Here is an 18,643-nt window from a genome sequence, read left to right as displayed (position 1 = left end):
GGGTGCGCAGGGTCTGGGCGTTGGCGTGCTTGAGGGCGTTGTCCTGGTCGACGTGCTCGAAGCGGTAGCGGGCGTCGAGGATCGGTTTGCCCTGGGTGAACAGGTTGCTGAAGTCTTCTGCGGCGAAGGCGGCGTGGCTGAGGGTGCTGCTGGCAACGGCCAGCGACAGCAGGGACAGTTTCATCATGCGCATAGCGGTCTTCCTGTGGGCCAAAAAACGCAAAAAAAACGTCACAGCGTCCACGGCTCCACGAGGGAGGGGATGCTATGACGTCGTTGTCGGTTGAGTGGCAGACACGCCGTTGTGCTGACCGGGGTTGGCCATAGCAGGCGGCGTGCCAGATTTCATAAGCTTCTGATTTATTAAGGATTAATGACTTTTTAAGAACTTTTTGCGATTGATTGATGCACTGCGCTCGTTCGCCGCGCATTGATACAGTGCAGCTGTAGTGCCGTAATAGGCCGCGACTGTAACGGGCGCAGCCCGTGCGGACGCGGCATGCTGGCCATCACCCCAAGGAGCGCAACCATGCACCTCGAGTTTCATCAGATCGACGCTTTCACCGACCGTCCCTTCAGCGGCAATCCGGCGGTGGTCTACCGCCTGGATGCCTGGCTGGCCGACAGCCTGATGCAACAGATTGCCGCCGAGCACAACCAGGCCGAGACGGCTTTCGTGGTGCGCGAGGGCGCCGGTTGGCATATCCGCTGGTTCACCCCGACGGTGGAAATGCCCTTGTGCGGCCATGCCACCCTGGCCAGCGCCTACGCCCTGTTCGAGCTGTATGACGAGCCCGGCGAGCGCCTGGACTTCAGCTGCCTGTCCGGGGCGCTCAGCGTCAGCCGCGACAACGGCCGGCTGATTCTGGACTTCCCGCTGGCGCATGCCAGCGAGACGGTGGTCAGCATCGAGCTGGAGCAGGCGCTGGGCCAGCCGGTGCTGGCGGCGCTGCAGGGCAACGAATTGCTCGCGGTGCTGGAGTCGGAGCAGGCGGTGCGCGCTTGCCAGCCGGACATGAAGGCCCTGGCCAAGCTGCCGGGGCTGGGGGTGATCGTCACCGCGCCGGGGCTCAAGCATGACTTCGTCTCGCGCTACTTCGCCCCGGGCATCGGCATCGACGAAGACCCGGTGACCGGCGCCACCCATTGCCTGCTGACGCCTTACTGGGCCGCGCGCCTGGGCAAGAACGAACTGCGCGCATTTCAGTGTTCGGCCCGTGGTGGCGAGCTGCACTGCAGCCTGGCCGGCGAGCGGGTGAAGATCGCCGGCCAGGCGGTGCTGGTGGCGGGCGGTACGCTGTTCCTGTAATCGATTGTGTAGGTTGGGTTGAGAAGCACAGCGACGAAGCCCAACGAGCCCACCTCGCGGCTGCCTCGTTGGGTCTCGCTGCGCTCAACCACAACCTACCGGAATGCAGCCGCCTGGCGAGCCCGGGGCTGGCTCCTACAGAAGGCGGTTCGTAGGGCGGATGCCGATCAGTTGCTGCTGGCGCGGCGCACGCCGGACTCACCCAGGTTGACCTGGGCGGCGATGCTGCCCTGGGCGGGGAACACCACCAGGTGGTCGGCCGCCACGCGGATGCCCACCTGCTGGCCCGGCAGGTGGTCGGCATGGCTGGGGAAGATCGCTTCCAGCTGGGTGCCGGTCGCCAGTTGCAGGCGGTACAGGGTGGCCGCGCCGAGGAAGGTCTTGCCGACGATCTGCGCCTTCTGCTCGCTGTCCGGGTCGTAGACGATGTCGTCCGGGCGCAGCAGCACGTCCACCGAGCTGCCGGGCGCCCAGGTGTAGGCGCGGTTGCCGCGGATCACGCCGAGTTCGGTCTGTACCGTGTCCGGGGTCAGCAGCTGGCCGCGGATGAAGTAGCCCTGGCCGACGAAGCTGGCGACGAAGGGCGTCAGCGGCTCGTGGTAGAGGTTGAACGGGGTATCCCACTGCTCCAGCCGGCCGTCCTTGAACACGCCGACGTGGTCGCTGACGGCGAAGGCTTCTTCCTGGTCGTGGGTCACCAGGATGGCGCTGGTGCCGCGCGCCTTGAGGATGTCGCGCACCTCATGGCTGAGACGCCGGCGCAGTTCGCCATCGAGGTTGGAAAACGGTTCGTCGAGCAGCAGCAGCTGCGGTTCCGGCGCCAGGGCGCGGGCCAGGGCCACGCGTTGCTGCTGGCCGCCGGACAGCTCGTGGGGATAACGCCTGCCCAGCTGGGCCAGCTTGACCAGCTCCAGCAGCTCCTCGGTGATGCGCTCGCGCTCGGGGTGCTTGCGGATGCCGAAGGCGATGTTTTCCGCCACGCTCAGGTGCGGGAACAGGGCGTAGTCCTGAAACACCATGCCGATGCGGCGCTTCTCCGGGGCCAGGGTGAAGCCGGCACGCGAGATCACGTTGCCACCCAGGGAGATCTCGCCGGCCAGCACCGGTTCGAAGCCGGCAATCGCGCGCAGGGTAGTGGTCTTGCCGCAACCGGAGGGGCCGAGCAGGCAGCCGATGTCGCCGGCATTGAGGTGCAGGTTGAGCTGCTGCACCACCGGATGCTCCTGGTAGCCGCAGGCCAGCTCGCGCAGATTGAGCAGCAGGGGCTGGCTCATGCGTGGTGGTAAGCCGGTTCGACGAGGAATTCGAGCAGCGCCTTCTGCGCATGCAGGCGGTTCTCCGCCTGCTCCCAGGCCTGCGAACGCGGGTCGTCGAGCAGATCCATGCTGATCTCCTCGCCCCGGTGGGCCGGCAGGCAGTGCAGGAAGATCACCGACGGGTCGGCGGCATCCAGCAGGGCGCGGTTGACCTGGTAGGGGGCGAACAGCTTGAGGCGCTCGGCGGCTTCCTCTTCCTGGCCCATGGAGGTCCACACGTCGGTGCTCACCAGGTGCGCGCCGGCCACCGCGGCCAGCGGCTCGCGGACGATCTGCACGCGCTCGCCGGCGGCCTTGAGCAGCTCGGCATTCGGCTCGTAGCCTTGCGGGCAGGCCACGCGCAGCTGGAAGTCGAACTGCAGGGCGGCCTCGATATAGGTGTTGCACATGTTGTTGCCGTCGCCGATCCAGGCCACGGTCTTGCCCTGGATCGAGCCGCGCTGCTCGATGAAGGTCTGCATGTCGGCCAGCAGCTGGCAGGGGTGCAGGTCATCGGACAGGCCATTGATCACCGGCACCCGCGAGTGGGCGGCGAACTCGGTGAGGGTGCTGTGGGCGTAGGTACGGATCATCACCGCATCGAGCATGCTCGACATGACGATGGCGCTGTCGCCGATCGGCTCGCCGCGGCCCAGCTGGGTATCGCGCGGGGAGAGGAAGATGGCCTGGCCGCCGAGCTGGATCATGCCGGCTTCGAACGACAGGCGGGTGCGGGTCGAGGCCTTCTCGAAGATCATGCCCAGCACGCGGTTCTTCAGCGGCTCGAACAATACGCCGCGCCGGCGCAGGTCCTTCAGCTCGATGGCGCGACGGATCAGCCCACTCAGTTCCTGAGGGGTGCAATCCATCAACGAGAGAAAGTGCCTGGCGCTCATCATTCACTACCTTAATTTCTACAACTATCGCTGCGCGGTTTTTCCGGGGAAAAGCAGGCCGGGCAGCGGTTGGAGCCGCGTGGGGGCGACAAATGGGGAAGGCGCGATCTTATAAGCAAATGCCGCGCGGGGGCAAATGAGCGGCGTTGCCGGCCATTGCAACACCCTGGAACGGGAGATTATTCCGCTTGCGGCCGGCGTCACAAAAGTGACATGTCGGGTTGCCGGTGGCTCAGGCCGGCTCCTACCATGCGCCCCGCCTGACCAGGCAGACATGTCCAGCAACTGGGCATCAATGGATTTTCAATGCAAAGGAGTCTTGCATGAAACACGTAGCCTATGCCGCCGCCTTTTCCGCTCTCGCCCTGCTGACTGGCTGTGCCAGCCAGAACTACAGCCAGCCGAGTGCCCCGCTCAATGGTGAAGTGCAAACCAACCTGAAAGCGGACGTGAAAGTCGGCGAGTCCATCACGGGCGAGTCTTCGGTGAACATCCTGTTCGGCATGTTCAAGCTGGGTGGTGATAGCCAGTTCGCTGACGGCGTAACCTATGGTGGTGGCGAAGGTGGTTTCGCTCTGGGTCTGGACCCGGTAGCTGCCGCCAAATCCGCGGCTGCCTTCAAGGCAGTCAAATCCTCCGGTGCCGATCTGATCGTCGCGCCGCGCTACGAAGTGAGCGTGCAGGATTACATGGTGTTCAAGGCCGTCAACGTCAAAGTGACCGGCAACAAGGGCACCATCAGCGCCATTCGTTGATCCGCCTGGCAACCCGGCTGCCTGCAGTCGGGTCCGGCCCGATCCATTGATGCGCTGTTGAATCGGCGGGCATGATGCCCGCCGATTCATGAAACTTAGGCCACTGGCCAAGCCTTCCACTAGCCTCCATAGTCCTGTTTCCACGACCCGACCGGTCGTCTCGAACAAGAATGTGAGGCCAGTCATGAGCAAGACCCTCCACCACCGTGCCTGCCACCTGTGCGAGGCCATCTGCGGCCTGACCATCGAAACCGAACGCCTGGCCGACGGCAGCCAGCAGATCCTGTCGATCAAGGGCGATGCCCAGGACAGCTTCAGTCGCGGCCATATCTGCCCCAAGGCCGTCGCCCTGCAGGACATCCAGCACGACCCCGACCGCCTGCGCCAACCCATGCGCCGCAACGGCAGCGAGTGGCAGCCAATTGGCTGGGACGAGGCCTTCGCCCTGGTCGCCGAGCGCCTGGCGGCCATCCAGGAACGCCACGGCAAGAACGCCGTGGCCGTGTACCAGGGCAATCCCAGCGTGCACAACTACGGGTTGATGACCCACAGCAACTACTTCCTCGGCCAGCTGAAGACGCGCAACCGCTACTCCGCCACCTCGGTGGACCAGCTGCCGCATCACCTGACCAGCTACCTGATGTACGGCCACGGTTTCCTGCTGCCGATTCCGGACATCGACCACACCCAATTCATGCTGATCCTCGGCGGCAACCCGCTGGCCTCCAACGGCAGCCTGATGACCGTGCCGGACGTGGAGAAACGCCTCAAGGCGCTCAAGGCGCGCGGCGGCAAGCTGGTTGTGGTCGACCCGCGCCGTAGCGAGACGGCGGCGATGGCCGACCAGCACCTGTTCGTCCGCCCCGGCAACGATGCAGCCTTGCTCCTGGGCCTGCTCAATACCCTGTTCGACGAGGGCCTGACCCGCGCCAGCCACCTGTCGGTCAACGGCCTGGAGCAGGTGCGGGCGGCGATTGCCGAGTTCACCGCCGAGGCCATGAGCAGCCGCTGCGGCGTGCCGGCGGCGAGCATCCGCCAGCTGGCGCGGGACTTCGCCGGCGCCGAGTCGGCGGTGTGCTACGGGCGCATGGGCGTATCGACCCAGGCCTTCGGCAGCCTTTGTCACTGGCTGATCCAGCTGATCAACCTGGTCACCGGCAACCTCGACCAGCCGGGCGGGGCGCTGTGCACCACGCCGGCGCTGGACCTGGTGGCGAGCACTGCCGGTGGCCATTTCAATGTCTGGCAGAGCCGGGTTTCCAGCCTGCCGGAATACGGCGGCGAGCTGCCGGTGGCGGCGCTGGCCGAGGAGATGCTCACCCCCGGCGAAGGCCAGGTGCGCGCGCTGATCACCGTGGCCGGCAACCCGGTGCTGTCCACCCCCAACGGTCGCCAGCTGGAGCAGGCGCTGGAGGGGCTGGAGTTCATGCTGAGCATCGACCTCTATATCAATGAAACCACCCGTTACGCCGACCTGATCCTGCCGCCCACCGCGCCGCTGGAGCACGATCACTACGACAGCACCTTCAATGCCTTCGCCGTGCGCAACGTCACCCGCTTCAACGAGGCGGTGCTGGACAAGCCGGCGGGCGCGCTGGACGACTGGGAAATCTTCGTCGGCCTGGCCCAGGCCTTCGCCGCCAAGGTCGGCAACGAGCTGAAACCGACCAAGACGCCACAGCAGATGATCGACCTGGGTCTGCGCTTCGGTCCCTACGGCGAGCAGTCGCCGCACAAACTCAGCCTGGCGGTACTCCGCGAGCAGCCCCATGGCCTCGACCTGGGGCCGCTGCAGCCGAACCTGGGCGGGCGCCTGAAGACCGAGTCCAGAGCCGTCGAGGCCGCTCCGGCGCTGCTGGTCGCCGACCTCGCCCGTTTCGCCGCGCAACCGCAGGCGGGCGAGGGTGAGCTGATGCTGATCGGCCGCCGCCATGTGCGCAGCAACAACTCCTGGATGCACAACTACCAGCGCCTGGTGAAGGGCAAGCCGCGTCATCAACTGTTGATGAACCCGCAGGACATGGCCGGGCGCAGCCTCAGCGATGGCCAGCGCGTGCGCATCGAGTCGCGGGTGGGCGCCATCGAGGTGGAGGTAGTGGGCAGCGAGGACATGATGCCCGGCGTGGTCAGCCTGCCGCACGGCTGGGGCCATGCCCGCCCGGGGGTGCAGATGGCGATTGCCAGCGCTCAGCCCGGCGCCAGCGCCAACGACCTGACCGACGAGCGCCACCTCGATGCGGTATCCGGTAACGCCGCGCTGAACGGGGTGCCGGTGCGTATCCAGGCGGCTTGAGCCTGCTGGCAGGTGTGACCGCGGGTAGCGGGGGAGGGGATCTAGCGCACTGGCTTAACCCGAGCCCGCAACTGGGATTTTCGGTTACAATCGCCCCATCCAGTCCGGGGCAGTCCGGGAAAGTTCAGACGAGGTGAGTCGTGGATATTATCGATACCATCAAAGAGCAGATCGCCAACAACACCATCCTGCTGTACATGAAAGGCTCGCCGAATGCGCCGCAGTGCGGTTTTTCGTCGAAGGCTGCGCAGGTGGTGATGGCCTGTGGCGAGAAATTCGCCTATGTGGACATCCTGCAGAACCCGGAAATCCGCGCCAACCTGCCGAAGTACGCCAACTGGCCGACCTTCCCGCAGCTGTGGGTGGCCGGTGAGCTGGTCGGCGGCAGCGACATCATGACCGAGATGTTCGAGAAGGGTGAGCTGCAGACCCTGATCAAGGAAGCCGCACAGAAAGCCAGCGCCGAGTAATTCGCCGCTGCAATGAAAAAGCCCCGCGAATGCGGGGCTTTTTCATTGCAGCGGATTATTCGTCCATCTGCGACTGCAGGTAGTTTTCCAGGCCGATCTTGGCGATCAGGCCGATCTGGGTCTCCAGCCAGTCGATGTGCTCTTCCTCGGATTCGAGGATGTCTTCCAGCAGCTCGCGGGTGCCGTAGTCGCCGACGCTCTCGCAGTAGGCGATGGCGGCTTTCAGGTCGGGGATGGCCTGGTGTTCCAGCTTGAGGTCGCTGGCCAGCATCTCCTTGGTGTTCTCGCCGATCATCAGCTTGCCCAGGTCCTGCAGGTTGGGCAGGCCTTCGAGGAAGAGGATGCGCTTGATCAGCTTGTCCGCATGCTTCATCTCGTCGATGGATTCGTGATACTCGTGCTCGCCGAGTTTTTTCAGGCCCCAGTCCTCGTACATGCGCGCATGCAGGAAGTATTGGTTGATGGCCACCAGCTCGTTGCCAAGGATCTTGTTCAGATGTTGGATGACTTTCTTGTCGCCTTTCATGGCTGGCCTCGCTGAGCGGGTTTGAATAACGTTTGAGTCTGCTCCGGGAGTTGTTCTTCGTCAAATCTAAGTATCTGAAAAACATACGATATTTAATAAAAGTAAGAATGCTTAAATTCTGCATCCGGACGCTAAGCCATTGAAACCAGTGAATAAGTGCAGGGTCTCAAGAACAGTGGCGGGCCTGCTTATGAGGCGGTCGCCGGATGGAGCGACGAACTGTGCAGGGAGAAGCGGGAATGCAGGGCACGAGATTTGGCAACGCCGCAGGGCGGCAGGTTACTGGTGGTGGGTGGCGTAAAGGAGGCTTGCGCTGATGATGGCGCGTCTGGCGGCCGATGCCGTGGTGCTGGTGCACCTGGGCTTCATCCTGTTCGTGCTGTTCGGCGCGCTGCTGCTGTTGCGCTGGCGCTGGCTCGCCCTGCTGCATGTGCCGGCGGTGGCCTGGGCGGCGACGGTGGAGTTGTTGCAGTTGTACTGCCCGTTGACGCCGCTGGAGAACCAGTTGCGCCAGGCGGCGGGGCAGGTGGGCTACAGCGACGGTTTTATCGAGCACTACCTGATTCCGCTGATCTACCCGGCCGGCCTCACGGCGCAGAGCCAGGTGTGGCTGGGCGTGCTGGTGCTGCTGGTCAATCTGCCGATCTACCTGTGGCTGCTGTGGTGCGCGCGGCGTAGGCGCTGACAGGTGCAAGCGGAGGCATGCCCCTAGCCGGGGCCGCTTTCTTGCCCGTCATTCAGCGATTTGATGCAGCAAGGCCGCCGCGCCAGCCTTGGTTACACTCCGGACATCCTCACCAGACAACAAGGCTGTAGACAATGCAAAAGCGCATGATGATTACCGGGGCCGGCTCCGGCCTGGGACGTGAAATAGCCCTGCGCTGGGCGCGCGAAGGCTGGCAACTGGCCCTGGCCGACGTCAACGAGAGCGGTTTGGCGGAAACCCTGCAGCTGGTGCGCGCGGCCGGTGGCGATGGCTTCACCATGCGTTGCGACGTGCGCGACTACAGCCAGCTGACTGCCGTGGCCCAGGCCTGCGAGGAGCGCTTCGGCGGCCTCGATGTGCTGGTCAACAACGCCGGGGTGTCGGCCGGTGGCTTTTTCGGCGACCTCAGCCTGGAAGACTGGGACTGGCAGCTGTCGATCAACCTGATGGGCGTGATCAAGGGCTGCAAGGCCTTCCTGCCGCTGCTGCTGCAGAGCAAGGGGCGCATCATCAACATCGCCTCCATGGCGGCGCTGATGCAGGGCCCGGCGATGAGCAACTACAACGTGGCCAAGGCCGGCGTGGTGGCCTTGTCCGAGAGCCTGCTGCCCGAACTCAAGCCGGACGGCGTCAGTGTGCACGTGGTCTGCCCGTCGTTCTTCCAGACCAACCTGCTCGACTCCTTCCGTGGCCCGACCCCGGCAATGAAGCAGCAGGTCGGCAAGCTGCTGGAGCAGAGCCCGATCAGCGCCGCGGATATCGCCGACTACATCTACCAGGAAGTCGCCAAGGGCGAGTTCATGATCCTGCCGCACGAGCAGGGGCGCATGGCCTGGCAGATCAAGCGGCAGAATCCGCAGGCGATCTACGACGAGATGACCCTGATGTGCGAGAAGATGCGCAGCAAGATGGGCGCCGCCTGAGCAGTCTTCAGCGGATGCCAGATGCAACAAGGGCGGCCTAGGCCGCCCTTGTGCTGTCTGGTCGACCGTCAGCCGGCGACCAGTACGCGGATCGCCTCCAGGCGCATGGCGGCTTTCTCGAAGAAGCCCAGACCGCTGCTGCGCTGCTTGCGCAGGGCCTCGATCTCGCTGTCGCGCACGCTCGGGTTGACCGCCTGCAGGGCGGTCAGGCGGGCGATTTCCTCGTCCAGGCCGGCGCTGAAGCGCTGGCGCGCCTCGTCCACGCGCTGGGTGTGGCGCGGCAGGATCTTCGCCTCGGCGGCGTTGATCTGCTTGCTCAGCACTTCGCGCTGGGCCTGCACGAACTTGTTGGCGCTGGCCCGTGGCACGCTTTCCAGCTGGTCGTTGAGGGTCTCGAAGGCCACGCGCGCGGCCAGGTCGTTGCCGTTGCCGTCGAGCAGGCAGCGCAGGGCCACCGGCGGCAGGTAGCGGCTCAATTGCAGCGAGCGCGGGGCCACCACTTCGCTGACGTAGAGCAGTTCGAGCAGCACGGTGCCGGGTTTCAGCGCCTTGTTCTTGATCAGCGCCACCGCGGTGTTGCCCATCGAGCCGGACAGCACCAGGTCCATGCCGCCCTGCACCATGGGGTGTTCCCAAGTAAGGAACTGCATGTCTTCACGGGCCAGGGCCTGGTTGCGGTCGTAGGTGACGGTGACCGCTTCGTCGTCGCCAAGCGGGAAGCTGGCGTCCAGCATCTTCTCGCTGGGGCGCAGCACCAGGGCGTTTTCCGAATGGTCTTCGCTGTCGATGCCATAGGCGTCGAACAGCTCTTCCATGTAGATCGGCAGGGCGAACTGGTCGTCCTGTTCGAGAATGTCCTCGACCAGCTGCTGGCCTTCGCCGGAGCCGCCGGAGTTGAGCTCCAGCAGGCGGTCGCGGCCGCTGTGCAGCTCGCCTTCCAGGCGTTTGCGCTCGGCCGTGGCTTCGTCCAGCAGGCCCTGCCAGTCGCCGCCGTCGCTTTCTTCCAGCAGCGGCAGCAGGCGCGGGCCGAACTGGTGCTGCAGGGCGTTGCCGGTCGGGCAGGTGTTGAGGAAGGCGTTGAGCGCCTGGTGGTACCACTGGAACAGGCGCTCCTGCGGGCTGTTCTCCAGGTACGGCACGTGCAGCTGGATCACATGCTTCTGGCCGATGCGGTCGAGGCGACCGATGCGCTGTTCGAGCAGGTCCGGGTGGGCCGGCAGGTCGAACAGCACCAGATGGTGGCTGAACTGAAAGTTGCGGCCTTCGGAGCCGATCTCGGAGCAGATCAGCACCTGGGCGCCGAATTCCTCGTCGGCGAAGTAGGCGGCGGCGCGGTCGCGCTCGAGGATGTTCATGCCCTCGTGGAACACCGTGGCCGGGATGCCGGAGCGCACGCGCAGGCCGTCGGCCAGGTCCAGGGCGGTCTCGGCGTGGGCGCAGATCACCAGCACCTTGAACTTCTTGAGCATCTTCAGGGTGTCGATCAGCCAGTCGACGCGCGGGTCGAACTTCCACCAGCGCTCGTCCTCGCCGCCTTCCTGCTGGGCCTGGTAGCTGACTTCCGGGTACAGGTCGGCATGCTCGCCGAGCGGCAGCTCCAGGTACTCCATCGGGTTGGCCAGCGGGTAGGCGTGCAGCTCGCGCTGGGGGAAACCCTGCACCGCGGCGCGAGTGTTGCGGAACAGCAGGCGGCCGGTGCCGTGGCGGTCGAGCAGCTCGCGGATCAGGCGTGCGGCGGCCTCGCTGTCGCCATCGTTGACCGCGGCCAGCAAGGCTTCGCCCTCGGCGCCGAGGAAGCCGTGGATGGTGGCGTGGGCCTGCTCCGACAGACGACCTTCGTCGAGCAGCTCCTGCACCGCTTCGGCGACCGGGCGGTAGTTGGCGCTCTCGGCGCGGAAGGCGTCGAGGTCGTGGAAACGGTTGGGATCGAGCAGGCGCAGGCGCGCGAAGTGGCTTTCCAGGCCCAGCTGTTCCGGGGTGGCGGTGAGCAGCAGCACGCCGGGGATCAGCCCGGCCAGTTGCTCGACCAGGCGGTACTCGTCGCTGGCCTTTTCCGGGTGCCAGACCAGGTGGTGGGCCTCGTCGACCACCAGCAGGTCCCAGCCGGCGGCGAACGCGGCGTCCTGCGCCTTGTCGCTGTGCTTCAGCCATTCCAGGGAAACCAGCGCCAGCTGGGTGTCCTCGAAGGGGTTGTCGGCATCGCTTTCGACGAAGCGCTCGGCATCGAACAGCGCCACTTCCAGGTTGAAGCGCCGGCGCATTTCCACCAGCCACTGGTGCTGCAGGTTCTCCGGTACCAGGATCAGCACCCGCGAGGCGCGGCCGCTGAGCAGCTGGCGGTGGATCACCAGGCCGGCCTCGATGGTCTTGCCCAGGCCCACTTCGTCGGCCAGCAGCACGCGCGGGGCGACCCGGTCGGCCACTTCGCGGGCGATGTGCAGCTGGTGGGCGATCGGCTGGGCGCGTGCGCCGCCCAGGCCCCACAGGTTGGACTGCAGCAGGCGGCTCTGGTGTTCGAGGCTGTGGTAGCGCAGGGAGAACCAGCTCAGCGGATCGATCTGCCCGGCGAACAGGCGGTCGCTGGCCAGACGGAACTGGATGAAGTTGGACAGCTGGGTTTCCGGCAGGGTGTAGGGCGCGTGCTGGGCATCGAAACCGTGGTAGACCAGCAGGCCGTCGACGTCCTCGACTTCCTGCACGGTCATCTTCCAGCCTTCGAAGTGGGTGATCTCGTCACCCGGGGCGAAGCGCACGCGGGTCAGCGGGGCGTTGCGCAAGGAATACTGGCGGGTCTCCCCGGTGGCCGGATAGAGCACGGTGAGCAGGCGCCCGTCCGAGGTGAGGATGGTGCCCAGGCCCAGTTCGGCTTCGCTGTCGCTGATCCAGCGCTGCCCCGGTTGATACTGCTGCACAGTGCCACTACTTGCCATGAATTGCCCCAGCTGCGAAAAAAGCCGCGTATGGTAACGGAACGCCGCGCGCAGAGCGACGCCACTTGCGCCTTTGCCCTGAATCAATCGGCCAGGCCCGAGTCCAAAGTGTAGCGAGCGTGCGCTCAAGTTGAGCGCCGTCCGGCCGACAGCAGCCATAGAGCCCGGGAGGAACAATCATGCTGCCGCCCATTCCGCACAGCCTGCAGCCGGTGACCGTCCAGCAGGACGTGCCCAAGCCGCGCCCGGAGATTCCCCCGGTCACTCCGGTCAGCGAGAGTGCCAAGGAAAGCGCGGTGGAGCTGGACAAGCGCCATCCCCAGGAAAGCGAGATGCTCCTGCGCGAGGAACAGCGCCGGCGCCAGCGGCGTGGCTACAGCAGCCCGGAAGACCTGCTCGAAGCCGAGGCGCAGGCCTCCCAGGCCGAGCAGCAGGACCTCGAGGAGCTGCCGCGCCAGGGCCTGTGGGTGGACGTGGAAGTATGATGCGCGCTGGCTGAGCCCATGGACCTGTTCGCCGATCTGCCCCTGCAACTCCCCGATGCCGCGCTGGAGCTGCGCCGGCACTGGCTGGCGCCCGCCTGTGCCGATCGCTGGCTGCAACAGTTGCTGGCGCAAACGCCCTGGACCCAGCCGCAGGTGTGCCTGCATGGCCGCCACTACCCGGTGCCGCGCCTGGTGGCCTGGTATGGCGATGCCGAGGCCAGCTACCGCTATTCCGGGCTGGTTCACCAGCCGCTGCCGTGGACGCCGCTGCTGGCCGAGATCCGCGCCCGGGTCGAGGCGGTGGCGGGGCAGGCGCTCAACGGCGTGCTGCTCAACTACTACCGCGACGGCCAGGACTCCATGGGTTGGCACAGCGACGACGAGCCCGAGCTGGGGCCTGAGCCGCTGGTGGCCTCGCTCAGCCTGGGCGGCAGCCGGCGCTTCGACCTGCGCCGCAAGGGCCACAGCCGCATCGAGCATTCGCTGCTGCTCGAGCATGGCACGCTGCTGGTCATGCGCGGCGCAACCCAGCATCATTGGCAGCATCAGGTGGCGAAAACCGCCCAGCCGGTGGCGCCACGCCTCAACCTCACTTTTCGCCTGATCCGGACTTAGGGTCTGTTCCCGCTTCGTTCGCGGCCGCGACGGAGCCAGTATTTGCGCGGAGCTAGGCGCGAGACGCGTGGTTTGGTCGTCCAAATGAGCCGTCGAGTAACGACGTTCCGCGCAAATACTGGCCCGTCCCATCGGGTTGCGTGCAAAATCGCGCCATGCGGCGTTGCGGGACTTGGCAAGGGGCCACCATTCCCTGCGTCCCGCGCCTTGCCTGGCGCGATTTTGTCCAGCAACGCGGTTCGCGAACGAAGCGGGAGCAGACCCTAACCATGAGCAACGACGACAAACTGATCGACTTCAGTGCCGAACGCGGCAAGCGCATCCACGACCTGCACGACAAGAAACTTGACGAGATGCGCCAGGCCTTCGAGCAGGCGCTGCCGTTGCCCAAGGCCAAGAAGAAGGCCAAGGCCAAGCCGAAGAAGCGCTGAAAACCGGCCGGGCAGGGCGCCAGCCCCTCGGCAAACTTGATCCAGATCAACGCCCGCACCACCTCCCGCCTGCCGCCCCGCGCGGACATTGACCCCGGTCAATTTCCATCCCCGTGCCTGCGCTACCTTGAAGCCATCCAACAGGGGATTGCACAAGGAGGCAGCCATGTTCGTCGATACAGTGGTACTCGCCGGTATCGGTACAGTTTTGTTGATGGTCGCCTTCTTCGGCGGCGTCGGTTACTTCATCTGGAAGGATGCGCACAAGAAGACCAAGTCGAATTAATCCTTCCCGTTACAGAGCACGCAAGGCAATTTAGGGCGACTTCGGTCGCCCATTTTTTTGCCCGTCGAAAAGGTGGCAGGGGATCTTTCCGGATTTGTAGTTGGCCGGCTAACAATTAGTTGGCGTTTCAGAATCTCGCCTAGGCTCAGGCTTTCGTGGCGCCTGCGCCGCAGGCCATCCCGTTCGCCATCAAGACCCTCCTGGCCGGCGGCCTGGCACTCTGGTGTGCGCTGCGTTTCGGCCAGCAACCGCAGTGGGCGCTGTCGACGGCCTTCCTCGTCGCCCAGCCGCTGGCCGGCATGGTGGTGCAGAAGGGGCTGGCGCGCCTGCCAGGCGCCATCGCCCGGGGCCCGTGCGTCCGCTGCGCGTGGCGCGGCGGACGGCAGCCGGGCTGGTCAGCCGATGGTCACCTGCGGCATGGCCGGCATGGTCAGGGTCTGCGCGGCGCGCGGGGCGAGCACTTCGGCTTCGCCGTCGACCACCTGTTCGTCGTTCTGGTTGAACACGCGGGTGGCCAGCTTGACGCGGCCCTTGGGCAGCTTCTCCAAGACTTCCAGCTTGACCGTGAGGGTGTCGCCGAGCTTCACCGGGCGGGTGAATTTCAGGCTCTGGCCCAGGTAGATGGTGCCCGGGCCGGGCAGGCGGCAGGCGATCGCGGCGCTGATCAGCGCACCGCTGAACATGCCGTGGGCGATGCGTTCCTTGAACAGCGTCTCGGCGGCGAAGGCGGCGTCCAGGTGTACCGGGTTGTTGTCGCCGGAAACGGCGGCGAACAGCTGGATGTCGCGCTCTTCCACGGTCTTCTCGAAACTGGCCTGCTGGCCGACTTCGAGGGCGTCGTAGGGGATGTTGCTGACCTGGGTCATAGGGGCTCCTTGGTGGGGTCGGGGCACTCCCGGCGACGGCTCAGGGCCGCGTTCAGCCAGGTGCGCAGGTGGTCGGTGACTTGCTCGCGATTGCTCTCGTTGAGGATCTCGTGACGGGCGTCGGGGTAAATCTGCAGCTGCACATCGTGGATGCCGGCGGTGCGCAGGGCGCCGGCCAGATCAGCAAGACGCTTGCCCTGGCTGACCGGGTCACGCGAGCCGCCGACCACCAGCAGCGGCAGGTCGCTGTCGATCTGCGCCAGGTGCTTGATCGGGGTGATTTGCTGGAAGCCGCCGATCAGGTCGACCCACAGCTGGTTGCTGCAGAGAAAACCGCACAGCGGGTCGGCAATGTACTTGTCGACTTCGGCCGGGTCGCGGCTGAGCCAGTCGAAGGCGGTGCGGTTGGGCTTGAAGGCCTTGTTGAACGAGCCGAACGAGAGAAAGTCGATCAGCTTGCTGTGCCCCAGCGGGCCCTGGCGCCAGCGCTCGAAGCGGGCGATCAGGCTGGCCGCGCGGTACAGGGCCAGCGGCTGGTAGTTCGAGCCGGACAGGATGGCGCCCTGCAGGCTGCAACTGTGCTGCATCAGGTAGGCCTGGGCGATGTAGCTGCCCATGCTGTGTGCCAGCAGGAAGATCGGAACCCGCGGATGCTGCTGGCGGATATGGTGATTGAGGCAGGCCAGGTCGCCAACCACCTTGTGCCAGCCACCTTCGTCGGCGTAATGGCCGAGCACGCCCTGTTCGGCGGTGCGGCCGTGGCCGCGCTGGTCGTGGGCGTACACGGCAAAGCCATCGGCGACCAGGGCGGCGGCCAGGCGGGCATAGCGGGCGCTGTGTTCGGCCATGCCGTGGGCGATCATCACCACGGCCTTGGGTGGGCCATCGGCATGCCAGTGGTTGACGAACAGCTGGCTGCCGTCGGCTGTGCTTAACCAGAACTCTGCGTGTTGCATGGCGGGTCCTTTTGCCCTGGGTATCACGGCATTGTGCATGCCTTGGCGGGGCAGGCAAAGCGCTTGTTCAGGGCGCGGCGCCGGCGTGGCGCTGGAGGATGCGGGTGTATTCGCCGTTGCTGTGCAGCTCGGCCAGGCCGCGGGCAAAAATCTGCGCCCAGTCGGGCCGGCCGGCTTGCGCCGGGGTGAAACCGACGAACAGCGGAACGCGCGCCACTGCCGGTTCCTGCCAGGTCAGGCGGCCGCGCAAGGCTGGATCAGCCTCGATCAGGTGCTGGCCGACGATGCGCTCCAGCAACACCAGGTCGAAACGCCGCGCCGCCAGTTTGCGCAGGTTGCTGATGTCGTCCACGGCTTCCTCGGCAATCAGGCCCGAGCGCAGCAGGCGAGGCGGATAACCGTAGCCGCGTACCACACCGACCCGTTGGCCGCGCAGCTCGGCCAGGGTGGCGAAAGGCACCGGGCTGTCCTGGCGCACGAAGAATCCCAGCTGGCTGTAGAACAGCGGCCGTGAAGCGATCAGATGCTCCTCGATGATCTCTTGCGGCCAGAGCGCCAGGGCCCCCTGGTACAGGCCGTTGCGCAACTCGGCCCGGACCCGCGCCCAGGGCAGGAAGTCCACCCGGGCCGTGTGGCCCTGGGTGGCGAAGGCGCGCTGGGTCAGCTCGACGATGCTGCCGCCGGCCGGCAGGCGCTGGGAGCTGTAGGGGGGATACTCGAGAGTGGCCAGGCGTATTTCGCCTGCCGCTGCCGCAAGGCACAGCCAGAAGGCGAGAAAGGCGGTGCAGCAGCGTAGGAGCATGGGAACGACGCGGCAGGATCATGGGTGGCGATAGCTTAACGAGTTGATGATCGTTCTGCTGCACTGCGCAAGATTCATGGGGTCAATGACCAGCTCCGGCTATTTGCCGGCGCCGACGGAGCTGCTAAGTTCCGCTGCAGCCCGACCGCCTTGGAGGCGGCCGGTTGGCATTTTCAGGTCAAGGGGAATAACAACAATGCAACCTGACTTCTGGGACGACAAGCGTCCGGCCGGGGTATCCAGCCAGCTCGATCTCTCCACCTACCGTTCGGTGGTCGAAGTGTTCGAACGCTCCTGCAAGAAATTCGCCGATCGCCCGGCCTTCAGCAACCTCGGGGTGACGCTCAGCTATGCCGAGCTGGAGCGCCATTCCGCGGCCTTCGCCGCCTGGCTGCAGAAGAACACCGACCTGGTGCCCGGCGACCGCATCGCCGTGCAGATGCCCAATATCCTGCAGTACCCGATCGCCGTGTTCGGCGCCATGCGCGCCGGGCTGATCGTGGTCAACACCAACCCGCTGTACACCGTGCGCGAGATGCGCCACCAGTTCAAGGATGCCGGCGTGCGTGCCCTGGTGTACCTCAACACCTTCGGCAAGTCGGTGCAGGAAGTGCTGCCCGACAGCGACATCGAGTACCTGATCGAGGCGCGCATGGGCGACCTGATGCCCAGCCTCAAGGGCTGGCTGGTCAACACCCTGGTGAAGAAGGTGAAGAAGCTGGTGCCGGACTTCCACCTGCCGCAGGCCGTGCGCTTCAAGGACGTGCTGGGCCAGGGCCATGGCCTGAAACCGGTCAAGGTCGGCTTCGACGACATCGCCGTGTTGCAGTACACCGGCGGCACCACCGGGGTGGCCAAGGGTGCCATGCTCACCCATGGCAACCTGGTGGCCAACATGCAGCAGGTGCACAACTGCCTGCAGCAGACCGGCGAGGACGGCCTGCCGCTGATGCGCGAAGGCGGCGAGATCATGATCGCGCCGCTGCCGCTGTACCATATCTATGCCTTCACCGCGAACTGCATGTGCATGATGGTCAGCGGCAACCATAACGTGCTGATCACCAACCCGCGCGACATCGCCGGCTTCGTCAAGGAGCTGGGCAAGTGGCAGTTCTCCGCGCTGCTGGGCCTCAACACCCTGTTCGTCGCGCTGATGGACCACCCCGAGTTCAAGAACCTGGACTTCTCCCGCCTCAAGCTGACCAACTCCGGCGGCACCGCGCTGGTCAAAGCCACCGCCGAGCGCTGGCAGCAGATGACCGGTTGTCCGATCGTCGAGGGCTACGGCCTCACCGAGACCTCGCCGGTGGCCACCACCAACTGCTACGGCAAGCTGGCGCGCCTGGGTACGGTGGGCATCCCGGTGGCCGGCACCACGCTCAAGGTGATCGACGACGAGGGCGTCGAACAGCCGATCGGCGAACGTGGCGAGCTGTGCATCAAGGGTCCGCAGGTGATGAAGGGCTACTGGCAGCGCCCGGAAGCCACCGCCGAGATGCTGGATGACGAAGGCTGGTTCAAGACCGGCGACGTGGCGGTGATCGACCCGGACGGCTACGTGCGCATCGTCGACCGCAAGAAGGACATGATCATCGTCTCCGGCTTCAACGTGTACCCCAACGAGATCGAGGACGTGGTCATGGCCCACCCGAAAGTCGCCAGCTGCGCGGCCATCGGCGTGCCGGACGAGAAATCCGGCGAGGCGGTCAAGCTGTTCGTCGTGCCGCGCGAGGGCGGGGTTAGCCTGGACGAGCTGAAGGCCTACTGCCGGGAGAACTTCACCGGTTACAAGGTGCCCAAGCACATCGTCTTCAAGGACGCCTTGCCGATGACCCCGGTCGGCAAGATTCTCCGTCGCGAACTCCGCGATATCGCCTGAAAGCCTCGGCCTGCCTGAGTTCGCTGGGTTTTTCCAGGCAGTCAAGAAAATGACCGTTAAATAATGAACGGTCATTTTTGTGACCGATCAGGGCAGGTTTGGTGCTAGTCGCTGTTTGGCAAAGCTGCTACTCTCGGCGCGGTTTTTTAGTCGATCCGGCTCTGGATCGGCCCGCCAAACACAATAATTAACCGCCCTTGCGTGGTGTAAATAAGCTGTT

The 18,643-nt window shown here is 65.4% G+C and carries 18 protein-coding genes and 2 pseudogenes; 12 read left to right on the top strand and 8 right to left on the bottom strand.

What is annotated here, in order from left to right; all coding sequences use genetic code 11:
* A pseudogene (locus tag F3I16_RS20905) lies at positions 1–193 on the bottom strand (hypothetical protein); the annotation flags it as partial.
* Between the two features lie 336 nt (positions 194–529).
* Between F3I16_RS20905 and F3I16_RS20900 the strand changes: the two are divergent.
* Positions 530–1,309 (top strand): PhzF family phenazine biosynthesis protein, encoded by a 780-nt coding sequence (locus F3I16_RS20900; RefSeq protein ID WP_160495450.1) that lies wholly within the window; start codon positions 530–532, stop codon positions 1,307–1,309.
* Between the two features lie 167 nt (positions 1,310–1,476).
* On the opposite strand, the gene F3I16_RS20895 is transcribed toward F3I16_RS20900, so the two are convergent.
* On the bottom strand, positions 1,477–2,583 hold the full coding sequence (locus tag F3I16_RS20895) for an ABC transporter ATP-binding protein (protein WP_160495449.1): 1,107 nt from the start codon (positions 2,581–2,583) through the stop codon (positions 1,477–1,479).
* On the bottom strand, positions 2,580–3,500 hold the full coding sequence (gene argF / locus F3I16_RS20890) for an ornithine carbamoyltransferase (RefSeq protein ID WP_160495448.1): 921 nt from the start codon (positions 3,498–3,500) through the stop codon (positions 2,580–2,582). Before argF ends, F3I16_RS20895 begins: the two co-directional genes overlap by 4 nt.
* 323 nt (positions 3,501–3,823) lie before the next feature.
* Between argF and F3I16_RS20885 the strand changes: the two genes are divergently transcribed.
* The 3 genes from F3I16_RS20885 (at position 3,824) to grxD (ending at position 7,018) form a co-directional block, all read left to right on the top strand.
* Positions 3,824–4,255, top strand: coding sequence for a hypothetical protein (locus F3I16_RS20885; protein ID WP_160495447.1), 432 nt, complete (start codon positions 3,824–3,826; stop codon positions 4,253–4,255).
* Positions 4,256–4,439: 184 nt separating this feature from the next.
* Positions 4,440–6,548 carry a molybdopterin oxidoreductase family protein gene (locus F3I16_RS20880; RefSeq protein ID WP_160495446.1) on the top strand — a complete coding sequence of 703 codons (2,109 nt, stop codon included), beginning with the start codon at positions 4,440–4,442 and terminating at the stop codon, positions 6,546–6,548.
* 140 nt (positions 6,549–6,688) lie between these two features.
* Positions 6,689–7,018 (top strand): Grx4 family monothiol glutaredoxin, encoded by a 330-nt coding sequence (grxD, locus tag F3I16_RS20875; protein WP_160079218.1) that lies wholly within the window; start codon positions 6,689–6,691, stop codon positions 7,016–7,018.
* Between the two features lie 55 nt (positions 7,019–7,073).
* Here the strand turns inward: grxD and bfr are convergent, their stop codons facing one another.
* On the bottom strand, positions 7,074–7,544 hold the full coding sequence (gene bfr / locus F3I16_RS20870; RefSeq protein WP_160495445.1) for a bacterioferritin: 471 nt from the start codon (positions 7,542–7,544) through the stop codon (positions 7,074–7,076).
* Between the two features lie 316 nt (positions 7,545–7,860).
* Here bfr and F3I16_RS20865 point away from each other — a divergent pair, with 316 nt between their 5' ends.
* Positions 7,861–8,229 carry a DUF2784 domain-containing protein gene (locus tag F3I16_RS20865; RefSeq protein WP_160495444.1) on the top strand — a complete coding sequence of 123 codons (369 nt, stop codon included), beginning with the start codon at positions 7,861–7,863 and terminating at the stop codon, positions 8,227–8,229.
* Between the two features lie 134 nt (positions 8,230–8,363).
* The gene (locus F3I16_RS20860) at positions 8,364–9,173 is read left to right on the top strand and encodes an SDR family oxidoreductase (protein ID WP_160495443.1); all 810 of its coding nucleotides are present in this window, start codon (positions 8,364–8,366) and stop codon (positions 9,171–9,173) included.
* 68 nt (positions 9,174–9,241) lie between these two features.
* Here the strand turns inward: F3I16_RS20860 and rapA are convergent, their stop codons facing one another.
* On the bottom strand, positions 9,242–12,103 hold the full coding sequence (gene rapA, locus F3I16_RS20855) for an RNA polymerase-associated protein RapA (RefSeq protein WP_160495442.1): 2,862 nt from the start codon (positions 12,101–12,103) through the stop codon (positions 9,242–9,244).
* A gap of 179 nt (positions 12,104–12,282) precedes the next feature.
* Here rapA and F3I16_RS20850 point away from each other — a divergent pair, with 179 nt between their 5' ends.
* From F3I16_RS20850 to F3I16_RS20840, 5 genes and pseudogenes are all read left to right on the top strand, one after another.
* Positions 12,283–12,588, top strand: coding sequence for an aspartate-semialdehyde dehydrogenase (locus F3I16_RS20850; RefSeq protein ID WP_160495441.1), 306 nt, complete (start codon positions 12,283–12,285; stop codon positions 12,586–12,588).
* An 18-nt stretch (positions 12,589–12,606) separates the two neighbouring features.
* Positions 12,607–13,203: an alpha-ketoglutarate-dependent dioxygenase AlkB gene (locus F3I16_RS20845; RefSeq protein ID WP_160495440.1), complete on the top strand. Its 597-nt coding sequence runs from the start codon at positions 12,607–12,609 to the stop codon at positions 13,201–13,203.
* A 269-nt stretch (positions 13,204–13,472) separates the two neighbouring features.
* The gene (locus F3I16_RS21035; RefSeq protein ID WP_178116701.1) at positions 13,473–13,634 is read left to right on the top strand and encodes a hypothetical protein; all 162 of its coding nucleotides are present in this window, start codon (positions 13,473–13,475) and stop codon (positions 13,632–13,634) included.
* Positions 13,635–13,800: 166 nt separating this feature from the next.
* Positions 13,801–13,920: a cytochrome c oxidase subunit CcoM gene (gene ccoM, locus F3I16_RS21290; protein WP_305984780.1), complete on the top strand. Its 120-nt coding sequence runs from the start codon at positions 13,801–13,803 to the stop codon at positions 13,918–13,920.
* A gap of 155 nt (positions 13,921–14,075) precedes the next feature.
* Positions 14,076–14,261, top strand: a pseudogene (locus F3I16_RS20840) (FUSC family protein); the annotation flags it as partial.
* A 54-nt stretch (positions 14,262–14,315) separates the two neighbouring features.
* Here the strand turns inward: F3I16_RS20840 and F3I16_RS20835 are convergent.
* The 3 genes from F3I16_RS20835 to F3I16_RS20825 all read right to left on the bottom strand — a co-directional run bounded on the left by F3I16_RS20835 (position 14,316) and on the right by F3I16_RS20825 (position 16,544).
* The gene (locus F3I16_RS20835) at positions 14,316–14,786 is read right to left on the bottom strand and encodes a MaoC family dehydratase (RefSeq protein ID WP_160079225.1); all 471 of its coding nucleotides are present in this window, start codon (positions 14,784–14,786) and stop codon (positions 14,316–14,318) included.
* Positions 14,783–15,742, bottom strand: a complete 960-nt coding sequence (locus F3I16_RS20830; protein ID WP_160495439.1) for an alpha/beta hydrolase — start codon at positions 15,740–15,742, stop codon at positions 14,783–14,785. Before F3I16_RS20830 ends, F3I16_RS20835 begins: the two co-directional genes overlap by 4 nt.
* 67 nt (positions 15,743–15,809) lie before the next feature.
* Positions 15,810–16,544 carry an ABC transporter substrate-binding protein gene (locus tag F3I16_RS20825; RefSeq protein ID WP_160495438.1) on the bottom strand — a complete coding sequence of 245 codons (735 nt, stop codon included), beginning with the start codon at positions 16,542–16,544 and terminating at the stop codon, positions 15,810–15,812.
* Between the two features lie 196 nt (positions 16,545–16,740).
* On the opposite strand from F3I16_RS20825, the gene fadD2 reads away from it, so the two are divergent.
* Positions 16,741–18,423, top strand: coding sequence for a long-chain-fatty-acid--CoA ligase FadD2 (gene fadD2, locus F3I16_RS20820; RefSeq protein ID WP_160495437.1), 1,683 nt, complete (start codon positions 16,741–16,743; stop codon positions 18,421–18,423).
* The last annotated feature ends 220 nt before the right edge of the window (positions 18,424–18,643 follow it).

The organism is Pseudomonas sp. L-22-4S-12 (assembly GCF_009799935.1).
Classification (GTDB): Bacteria; Pseudomonadota; Gammaproteobacteria; order Pseudomonadales; family Pseudomonadaceae; genus Aquipseudomonas.
This window is presented reverse-complemented; position numbering and strand designations above follow the sequence as displayed.